The organism is Burkholderia sp. LMG 13014, from assembly GCF_905232215.1.
GTDB lineage: Bacteria > Pseudomonadota > Gammaproteobacteria > Burkholderiales > Burkholderiaceae > Burkholderia.
The window spans coordinates 1-5,597 of the sequence record NZ_CAJNKE010000404.1 but is presented as its reverse complement, the minus strand read 5'-3'; the positions used below and the strand labels follow the sequence as shown (position 1 = coordinate 5,597).

The window sequence follows — 5,597 nt, the reverse complement described above, 5'->3', positions numbered from 1 at the left end:
CGGCCGGGCGACACGTTCAGCGTCGACTACGGCCCGCTCGGAACGATCCAGTGCTACTTCGAATGAGGTGAGCGAACGATGCAGATGCCTTCGAATGTCTTCAAGGCCGCGCTCGCGCGCGGCGATGCGCAGATCGGGCTGTGGCTCGGGCTCGCGAATCCGTACAGCGCCGAGGTGGTTGCGGGCGCCGGTTTCGACTGGTTGCTGATCGACGGCGAGCACGCGCCGAACACGGTGCCGACGATCCTCGCGCAACTGCAGGCGATCGCGCCGTATCCGTCGCATCCGGTCGTGCGCGTGCCGTGGAACGATCCGGTGATCGTCAAGCAGGTGCTCGATCTCGGCGCGCAGACGTTGCTCGTGCCGATGGTGCAGAGCGCGGATGAAGCGCGCGCGGCGGTGGCGGCGACGCGTTATCCGCCGCATGGCATTCGTGGTGTCGGCAGTGCGCTGGCGCGTGCGTCTCGGTGGAATCGTGTTGGCGACTACCTGCATCGCGCGAACGACGAGATGGCCGTGCTCGTGCAGGTCGAGACGCGGGCGGGGCTCGATGCGATCGATGCGATTGCGCGGGTCGAAGGGGTCGATGGCGTGTTCATCGGGCCGGCGGATCTGGCTGCGGACCTCGGGCATCTCGGCAATCCGGGGCATCCGGACGTGCAGGCGGCAATCGATGGCGCGATCCGGACGATCAAGGAGGCCGGCAAGGCACCGGGGATCCTGAGCGCGGATGAGGCGGCCGCGCGGCGTTATCTGGAAGCGGGAGCGCTGTTCGTCGCGGTCGGGGTGGATACGACGCTGCTGGCGAGGAGTGCGGAGCGGTTGGCTGCGCAGTTCAAGGGGAAGGGCGGCGAGGCCGTGAAGAAGGGGGACGGGACGTACTGAGCCAAGCGGGGTGTCGTTGAAATAATTGGGGTTATATCAAGTTTCGATTATTGTGATTTTCGTTTATTTCGAATAAGCTAGTGCACTTCTGAAACCCTCGATTGGAGAGCGCGATGCCCCATACCACGACACCCGACGTGATCTTGCCTGTCGAGCGCGAGATGCAGGCGGCTGTCGAAGGGCAGCGCACGCTGGCTGCGTATCTCGCAACGCGAACCGATACGCAGCGCATTCAGATCTTTGACGACGAGAATCGCGCGCATCAGGTTGAGCTCCCGACGTCGGCACTTCGGCTGTTGGTAGATATTCTCGCGGAGCTGGCCGACGGCAACGCGGTCAAGGTCGTACCGGTTCACGCGGAATTGACGACTCAGGAAGCGGCAGATTTGCTCAATGTTTCTCGCCCGCACCTGATCAAGCTGCTTGAATCGAATGCGTTGCCGTATCACCGGACGGGCAAGCATCGGCGTGTGCGTTTTTCCGATCTGATGCATTACAAGGCAGAGCGCGATCAGGCGAGTGCCGACGCAATGGATGAGTTGAGCAGGCAGGCTCAGGAGTTGCGGATGGGCTACGAATGACGAGTTCGCCGTTCACGGCCGTCTATGATGCCTGTGTGCTTTATCCCGCGCCGCTTCGCGATTTTCTGATGCGGCTTGCGTTGAGTGGATGCTTCCGCGCTCGCTGGAGCGCGCATATTCACAACGAGTGGAAGCGTAACCTGCTGCGCAATCGCCCCGACTTGAGCGCCGAGCAGCTTGATCGGACGTCGTGTCTGATGGATCGGGCAATACCCGATGCTGTCGTGACCGGATATGAATCGCTGATCGATGGGCTTACGCTTCCTGATGCCGATGATCGTCACGTACTTGCGGCTGCAATCCGTTGCAACGCTAGTGTGATCGTGACGTTCAATCAGAAAGATTTCCCGGACGAGGGGCTGTCGCAGTACGGTGTCGAGGCCCAGCACCCCGACGAGTTCGTCGATAATCTTTTCGATCTTGAACCTGCGGCGGTCGTTGCGGCTGCGCGGCGACAACGAGAAACGCTCAAGTATCCGCCAGTGACCGCAGATCGATATCTGGAGATCCTGCAACGTCAAGGCATGGTCCAGACGTGCAAAGCACTCGAAGCCTACCGGGCAATTCTTTGAGGTGGTGTTATGCGGTGCGCCCGGTTCAATGACTTCGCGCGATCCGCTTTCTATACCGAGCTTCGCGGCTCCCGCCCATCCTCCATATACCTCCCCGGCGTCGTCCCCAACGCCCGCCGGAACATCTCGATGAACGCGCTCACATTGTCGTACCCGAGATCGAGCGCGATCGTCGTCACCGGCACGCCGTCGGCAATGCTCTCCAGCGCCCGCAGCAACCTTGCCTGCTGACGCCACTGCGCGAACGTCAGCCCCGTCTCCGCGACGAAGCGACGGCTCATCGTCCGCGCGCTGATGCCGGCCCATTCGGCCCATTCCTCCAGCCGCCGGTTATCCGCGAGATCCGCGGCAAGCGCATCGCTGATCTTCATCAACCTCGGATCCTGCGGCCGCACCAGCCCCAGCGCTTCGACCTCCGACGACGCGATTTCATCGAGGATCACGTCGGCAATCCGCGTCCGCGCGGCATCCAGTTCCGCATCTCCCCAACTCGCCGCGCGCTGTACGGCTTCGCGCAGCAGCGGCGTCGTTCGGATTGCCCGCGGGGTATCCGGCAGATCTGCACAGCGGGCTTCGGCGACGAACGCCGACCAGCCGGAAATCGGCCCGAACGAGCGCAGCGAATGCCGGCAATGCGGCGGAATCCAGATCGCATGAATGGCCGGTACGACCCAGTCCTGGTCGTCGAGCCCGATCGTCAGCAGCCCGCTCAGCGCGCCGACGAGCTGGCCGCGCGCATGCGAGTGGGATGGCGTCACGCGCGGGTCGCGTTGCGACACGACGGCAGCGACGACGAACGGGCCGTCGTCTGACGTGACGAATCGGGCGGGCAGGAGTGGATCGGACATGGCCGGATATCGGTATCGAATGGCCGTTATACCGGAGATCGGCCGGATTCGCACGCCTACACTGCGTCCATCGATAACAACCGGAGTACGACACGATGCGAGCCGAACAGATGCTTCCCGACCATGCCGACCGGATCGAGGCCGACGGAACGACGATCCGCAAGGGCACCGTCGGCGCGTTCCTGGTCAACGCGCGGGTGCTGGCCGACCCTGACGCCACGCCCGCCGACCGGGCACGCGCGGAAGCCGACACGATCGACGCATTGCCCGCTTTGCGCGCGCTTGGCCTGTTCGATGTGCTGGAAGTCCGCGATCCCGCGCTCCGCGCATGGCTCGACGCACGCTGACCTGCGCCGGAACCGCCGATCGAGATCCCCGATTCAAGGAGTCACCATGAAAGCAGCAGTCGTGACGGGCGCCGGCGAGCGTCCCGTCCATATGGAATTCGAAGCGCCGCGTGCGATGCCGGGCCACCGCCTGATCGACGTGACGGCGTCCGCGCTGAGCCGGATCGCGCAGGCGCGTGCGTCCGGCACGCATTACTCGTCGGACGGGCGCTATCCGTTCGTCGTCGGCGTCGACGGCGTGGGCCGTCTCGATGACGGGCAACGCGTTTATTTCTTCGGCTCGCCCGCACCGTTCGGCGCGATGGCCGAGCGCACGATCACACCCGATACGCGGTGCGTACCGTTGCCCGACGCGCTCGACGACGTGACGGCCGCGGCGATCGCGATTCCAGGGATGTCGTCGTGGGCCGCGTTGACCGAGCGTGCGCGGCTCGTCGCGGGCGAGACGGTGCTCGTCAACGGTGCGACGGGGACGTCGGGGCGGCTGGCGGTGCGGATCGCGAAGCATCTCGGCGCCGCGAAGGTGATCGCGACCGGCCGCAACGCGGCCGCGCTTCAAGCCTTGCTGAGCGAAGGCGCGGATGCCGTCGTGTCGCTGCAGCAGGACGACACACATCTGGCGCGTGCGCTCGAGCCACATTTCCGCGCCGGTGTGGACGTCGTTCTCGACTATCTGTGGGGGAGCAGCGCGCAGGCATTGCTGGGTGCTGCCGCGAAGGCGATGCCCGACGGCCGCCGGCTGCGTTTCGTACAGATCGGCTCGATCGGCGGTGCGGACGTTTTGTTGCCGGGCGCGGTGCTGCGGGCGACGGCCATCGAGCTGATGGGTAGCGGCCTTGGCAGCGTGTCGCTGCCGCGCCTGCTGGCCTCGGTGCGCGGCGTATTCGATGCGGCCGGCCCGGCGGGTCTGGCAATCGAGACGCGGGCAGTGCCGTTGGCGGACGTTGGTGCCCATTGGAGCGACACGAGCAGCCTGGTGCGACCGGTGTTCACGATGGGCGAGGGCCGATGATGAAGAGGCGGCGCGCCGCTCGGCCGCCTGCACGGCGGGCGCAGTATGCGCACGCGATCTCTTCTGGATACCGATGGGTCTGGCGAGCCGCTGCGTGTAACGACCAAGGGTAGGGTGGCCCGTCGCGACCGAACGACCGAACGACCGAACGACCGAACGACCGAACGACCGAACCGGCGGCGGCGTGCAACACGCGCGCCGCCGCCCGTCGTCAGGCTCAGAACCGCTGCTGAATCCCCGCCGTCACCCCGACCTGCGTGGTGCCGTACCCGTTGACATCGCGCGATACGCCCACCTTCTGTCCATGCTGCCCGATCGCAAACGCACCGGCCGCATACAGCACGGTGCGCTTCGACAGCGCATACTGCGCGCGCATCGACACGAGCGTCGGATCGGCATCCGTGCCGCCCTTGATGTTCTGGTGATACACGGCGCCGATCAGCGAGAACGTCGGCGTGAACTGGTACGAGCCGCCGACCCAATACATGTCGCTCAACTGGTTCGCGGCGCTCGTGCGATACGCTCGCTTGTAGTTCCGATAGCCCGCCATCGTCTTCAGGTTGCCGAAGTAGTAGCTCAGGCCCGCATGAATCCCCTGGATGTAGTTGACCGGATCGGCCGGCGTGACGCTGTCGGACGCGCCGTTCTGCCGGTCGAACGCGACCACCGCGGCGAACGGGCCACCCTCGTAGCCGATCGCCGCGTCGTACTTCGAGCTGGTCTTCACGCTGCCGGGCACGTTGCCGAAGCCATACATCGCGCCGAACTTGAAGCCGCTGAATTCGCCGTCGTAGCGCACCGCGTTCGACGAGCGCGTGAACATGCCGTCCTTGCGGCCGCCGGTGGCCATCGACGACGTCGCCCACGAATAGTTCTGCGCATACCCCATCGGGTCGAACGGCAGCATGTAGTCGTAGGTGACGGTGAAGTTGCGGCCGAGCGAAATCTCGCCCCACTTGCCCTTCAGGCCGACGGTTGCGCGGCGCCCGAAGATCGAGTCGGGGCCGTCGTCGGACGCGCCGTTCGCGAGGTCGATCCCGCTTTCGAGACGGAACACGGCCTTCAGCCCGCCGCCGAGATCCTCGACGCCGCGCAGGCCCCAGCGCGACGTGTTCTTGTTGCCGGACTTGAGCTTGTACGAATTGCCGCCTTGCGGCGCCGCGTGGTTGGCGAACTCGATGCCGGCATCCATGATCCCGTACATCGTGACCGACGACTGCGCGTGCGCGGCGCCTGCGGTGAGGCCGGCGACGGCGGCCGAGCCGGTCAGGACGGCGGCGCGAAGGGAACGTTCTGCGCGTGACTTCATTGACGGTGTCTCCTTGGTTCTTGTGAGTGGGTGAAACAGGGGG

At 65.4% G+C, this 5,597-nt stretch carries 7 protein-coding genes; 5 read left to right on the top strand and 2 right to left on the bottom strand.

The features are described from left to right. The first annotated feature begins 78 nt into the window (after positions 1-78). From hpaI to JYJ84_RS27205, 3 genes are all read left to right on the top strand, one after another. The gene (gene hpaI, locus JYJ84_RS27215; protein WP_175222617.1) at positions 79-885 is read left to right on the top strand and encodes a 4-hydroxy-2-oxoheptanedioate aldolase; all 807 of its coding nucleotides are present in this window, start codon (positions 79-81) and stop codon (positions 883-885) included. A gap of 113 nt (positions 886-998) precedes the next feature. Next, positions 999-1,466, top strand: coding sequence for a helix-turn-helix domain-containing protein (locus JYJ84_RS27210; protein WP_174972226.1), 468 nt, complete (start codon positions 999-1,001; stop codon positions 1,464-1,466). Beyond that, a complete protein-coding gene (locus tag JYJ84_RS27205) occupies positions 1,463-2,038 on the top strand; it encodes a PIN domain-containing protein (RefSeq protein ID WP_174983572.1) in 576 nt (191 codons plus the stop codon). The genes JYJ84_RS27210 and JYJ84_RS27205 overlap by 4 nt, the downstream gene beginning before the upstream one ends. 50 nt (positions 2,039-2,088) lie before the next feature. Here the strand turns inward: JYJ84_RS27205 and JYJ84_RS27200 are convergent, their stop codons facing one another. Then, positions 2,089-2,886: a helix-turn-helix domain-containing protein gene (locus JYJ84_RS27200; protein ID WP_175222618.1), complete on the bottom strand. Its 798-nt coding sequence runs from the start codon at positions 2,884-2,886 to the stop codon at positions 2,089-2,091. A gap of 95 nt (positions 2,887-2,981) precedes the next feature. On the opposite strand from JYJ84_RS27200, the gene JYJ84_RS27195 reads away from it, so the two are divergent. Further along, the gene (locus tag JYJ84_RS27195; protein ID WP_122946883.1) at positions 2,982-3,233 is read left to right on the top strand and encodes a hypothetical protein; all 252 of its coding nucleotides are present in this window, start codon (positions 2,982-2,984) and stop codon (positions 3,231-3,233) included. A 46-nt stretch (positions 3,234-3,279) separates the two neighbouring features. Further along, on the top strand, positions 3,280-4,245 hold the full coding sequence (locus JYJ84_RS27190; protein ID WP_175222619.1) for a zinc-binding alcohol dehydrogenase family protein: 966 nt from the start codon (positions 3,280-3,282) through the stop codon (positions 4,243-4,245). Positions 4,246-4,462: 217 nt separating this feature from the next. Here the strand turns inward: JYJ84_RS27190 and JYJ84_RS27185 are convergent, their stop codons facing one another. Beyond that, positions 4,463-5,554, bottom strand: a complete 1,092-nt coding sequence (locus tag JYJ84_RS27185; RefSeq protein WP_175222007.1) for a porin — start codon at positions 5,552-5,554, stop codon at positions 4,463-4,465. Positions 5,555-5,597 lie beyond the last annotated feature (43 nt).

What these genes read in the sequence shown, in the direction of transcription:
- JYJ84_RS27205 (WP_174983572.1), top strand. Translation starts at nt 1,463, where the DNA reads ATGACGAGTTCGCCGTTCACGGCCGTCTATGATGCCTGTGTGCTTTAT.
- JYJ84_RS27185 (WP_175222007.1), bottom strand. Translation starts at nt 5,554, where the DNA reads ATGAAGTCACGCGCAGAACGTTCCCTTCGCGCCGCCGTCCTGACCGGC.
- JYJ84_RS27195 (WP_122946883.1), top strand. Translation starts at nt 2,982, where the DNA reads ATGCGAGCCGAACAGATGCTTCCCGACCATGCCGACCGGATCGAGGCC.
- JYJ84_RS27200 (WP_175222618.1), bottom strand. Translation starts at nt 2,886, where the DNA reads ATGTCCGATCCACTCCTGCCCGCCCGATTCGTCACGTCAGACGACGGC.
- hpaI (WP_175222617.1), top strand. Translation starts at nt 79, where the DNA reads ATGCAGATGCCTTCGAATGTCTTCAAGGCCGCGCTCGCGCGCGGCGAT.
- JYJ84_RS27210 (WP_174972226.1), top strand. Translation starts at nt 999, where the DNA reads ATGCCCCATACCACGACACCCGACGTGATCTTGCCTGTCGAGCGCGAG.
- JYJ84_RS27190 (WP_175222619.1), top strand. Translation starts at nt 3,280, where the DNA reads ATGAAAGCAGCAGTCGTGACGGGCGCCGGCGAGCGTCCCGTCCATATG.